At 36.1% G+C, this 3,588-nt stretch carries 2 protein-coding genes and 1 pseudogene; all 3 read right to left on the bottom strand.

Annotated elements, in window-relative coordinates; all coding sequences use genetic code 11:
- Positions 1–441 (bottom strand): annotated as a pseudogene (locus ACIQZ6_RS12410) (porphobilinogen synthase); the annotation flags it as partial.
- A gap of 27 nt (positions 442–468) precedes the next feature.
- A complete protein-coding gene (gene hemC / locus ACIQZ6_RS12405) occupies positions 469–2,079 on the bottom strand; it encodes a hydroxymethylbilane synthase (protein ID WP_395811564.1) in 1,611 nt (536 codons plus the stop codon).
- A 69-nt stretch (positions 2,080–2,148) separates the two neighbouring features.
- Complete coding sequence (gene hemA, locus ACIQZ6_RS12400; RefSeq protein WP_395811562.1) at positions 2,149–3,375, bottom strand: glutamyl-tRNA reductase; 1,227 nt, start codon at positions 3,373–3,375, stop codon at positions 2,149–2,151.
- Positions 3,376–3,588: the final 213 nt, after the last annotated feature.

The raw sequence follows: 3,588 nt of genomic DNA, 5'->3' as shown, positions 1-3,588 counted from the left end.
TTGCGCCAAAATATCTACAGTTTTATCATTCTGGACATAATCATTGTGTAGAATTCCGCAATGTCCATGTGTAGTATATGCACAGGTACAAACATCTGTAACCACATAAATATCATCAGCAAACGCTTTTTTTAACTCGCGAACCGCTTTTGCGACAATTGAGTTTTTATCGAAAGATGAACTGGCATCTTCTGTTTTTTCTTCACCAACACCAAAAAGCAATACTTTATTCAGGCCAAGTTTCAAAGATTTCTCAACATCATTAAGAAGAGTATCGACAGAGAAATGATTCACCCCGGGCATAGCATCAATGCCATGCACTATATTTTTACCTGGTACAACAAAGTATGGATAGATAAACATATCCTTTGACAATCTGGTTTCAGCAACCATTTCACGCAATAACGGCGATGTTCTTAATCTCCTAGGGCGAATTAACATATGATCCATGGTTTATATTAAAAAATATTAGTCAAGAGCAAAAATGGCCTCTGCTAAACCCATCTCATCTGGCGAGAATGGCAGTGTGTATTTAACTCCCATATCATCAAATTTTTGACCTGTTGTTTTACCAATACAAATTACTTTCTGATCTGGTTCCAATAAATTTTCAGCAAAATACGAATCAACATTTGATGGGCTTGTAAAGATGAGAACTTCAGCATTTGATTGCTGAACATTTTCTTCGCTTACTGTTTCATAGACAGTTAATTCAATAATTTTGGTTTCTGCAGCTAGTGCTTTTTGGATGGTCTTCAAAGAGCCCTTAGCACTTGGGAATAAGATAGTAGTACCATTAGCCTGTTTGGCAAACTCTTTAGCAATATCAAGGGTATCAATTCCTTCTTCTTCACCATTAAAATCAGCTTTTTTGCCATGAAGCCGAAGTGCATCTTCAGAAGCTCTGCCTAGGACACCGAATTTTACTTTTTTTGGAAGCTGAGGATCCAGTTTGAAAAAATATTCAATAGCATTTTTACTACTGAAAAAAACCCAGTCTATATTTCTTAAAATAAATGGATCCAGCTTATTAATATAAGGAAATGTCCTGATCAATGAACGGCCGTCAATCTCTATTTGATGCTTTGCCAGTGCATTTCTCAGATAGCTTGACTCACTCAATTCACGAGTAATAAATATATTCATAGGAAATTTACGGTCGTCTGCGAATTTAGCAACGATCTTCTCTGCAATGCCATCTGCAGTTTCAGTCTGCGTAAATAACCTATCGGGAAAATCAGTACCATCAGCTGCCTTAGAAGTCCAGATTTGAAAAGTAGAACCATCTTTCCGGCAATAACAACCTAATGGCATTTGACAGCCCCCTTCGAACAAATTCAACACTTTTCTTTCAATTCCAATTTGTTCGGCAATATCATGATTGTTTATTGCCTGAAGTTTTTCAAATAATGCTGTGTCATTTTCACGGATCTGGTAAGCCAATACGCCCTGTGCAGGAGCTGGTATTAATTCATTAGGCTCTAGCTCTTCGATATAAAATTCACTCAAATCAAGACCTAAACGAAGTACCCCTGCTTTAGCAAGCATGATTGCATCATACTTTTCGTCACGTAATTTCTGAATTCGAGTGATCACATTGCCACGAAGTTCTTCAATCTCAAGATCAGGACGAATAGCTAAAAGTTGAGCTTTTCTGCGATTAGAAGACGTTCCAATCATTCCACCAAACTTAACTGATAGTTTCTGTTGAACATCTACACAATCCTTTAAAATCAGCAAAAGCTCTGCCGGATCTTCGCGATCAGAAACAGCAGCAATAATCAAGCCTTCGGGATGATTGGTAGGAAGATCTTTATGGGAATGGACAGCCAGATCAATCGTACCGTTGAGAAGTTCTTCTTCAAGTTCTTTTGTGAAAAATCCTTTACCTTCAAGCTTATCGAAGCTCAAGTTTAGAATTTTATCACCCTGGGTTTTAATGATCTTTAATTCTGAATCAAGGCCTATTCCGGCCAGAAGATCTTTAACATAATTAGCCTGCCACAGCGCAAGTTCACTTCCACGTGTACCAATTATGATTTTGGATTTTATTTTATCTTCTGGTAAATAATCAGGCATGATTTTTAATTTGTTCGGCCATGTTTTTCGTGGCTAAAAATAGCCAAAATGATTGGGATCAACCGAAAATCAGCTATTTTTTATCAATATATCCTTAGCCATTACCATTGGAAGGCTGATATATTTCTTTTCCATATAATTCATAACCCGCTCTAATACCTCACGAGAGTTTGAATCCATACCTTCAATTTCATCAGCGAAGATTCTGTTCACAGCAGCGCTTCTGATTTCTTTGATCTTAACAGGAACATCTCTCATCGCAATTTCAACTCTGCGTTGCTTTAACACAGGTTTAAATTCCAGGATATTATCTTCAATGATACGCTCAGCAAAAATGAGCTCTTCATAACGTTCCTGTAAATTACTATTTGCTATTTCTTGCAAACTGTGAACTTCAATAAATGTAACAGGGTTATTATCAAGTACTTCAGGGCTAGTATCATTTGGTACTGCTAAGTCTACAATTACTTTCCTAGAGGTATCGGTATTGAGTAAAGAATTATAAATTTCATTTGTTAGTATAGGCTCTGTAGCACTTGTACAAGTGATGATCACATCAAAACCATCCTTGAATGTTTTTAATGCATCAAGACCATACGCTTTGCCACCAAGTTCATCAGCAAGAACCTGAGCGTTTTGGAGTGTTCTGTTAAAGATAGTGAAGTTGGAATATTTATGTTTCTTGAGATACTTTGAAATATTTTTATTTGTTTCACCAGCTCCTATGATCAGTATACGTGATTGTGTACACATTTTAAGCTCACGTAGTTTTCTGTAAGCTAATGAAACTACTGAAATTGGCTTTCGCGCAATTGCGGTATTGGTGTAAACTTCTTTTGATGTCTTTACAACTCTGTTCATAACAAGGCGTAAATAATCGCCAGTAAAACCAGCTAAACGACAGGTATCATACGCTTTGCGAACCTGAGCAAGGATTTCTTTTTCACCAACAACAAGGCTTTCAAGCGAACATGATATACGAAGAAGATGATTTAATGCCTCTACATCCTCATAAATAGAAACCTGATCGGCAAAGGCCTGAACCTGTTCATCAGAAACCGGCAAATTCAAAGCCTGAATAAATTCCCGAACAAATTCATTCGAAAGATTCTGATCAGCAGTAAAAACAAATTCTACGCGATTACAAGTCCCGATATAAAATATTTCAGGGATATCAAACTTACGTCTGACACTTTCTAAACTACTCTCCAAAGATTCGTTACAGATCACAAATTTTCCTAAATCTTTAAGGTCAATTTGCTTGTGCGTAAAGGCAATAACTTTTAAATACTTCAAGTTGTCCTACTCCTAATTATAAACCGTAACAAATGTAACTAATAAGCGTTTTTTAATATGTCACGCCTTTGTAAACACAAGCGTTTAGAAAGATTATAAATAAGATTAAATAGTACGAAAAACTCAAGAAAATCTAAACTATCTAATTTAGTAATTACCTTAAATTTTTGATTTAGCTGATGATGGAATTGTCCTAAAATAAAGATAAAAATG

This window comes from Daejeonella sp., from assembly GCF_044348475.1.
Lineage (GTDB): Bacteria > Bacteroidota > Bacteroidia > Sphingobacteriales > Sphingobacteriaceae > Daejeonella.
This window is presented reverse-complemented; position numbering and strand designations above follow the sequence as displayed.

What these genes read in the sequence shown, in the direction of transcription:
- hemC (WP_395811564.1), bottom strand. Translation starts at nt 2,079, where the DNA reads ATGCCTGATTATTTACCAGAAGATAAAATAAAATCCAAAATCATAATT.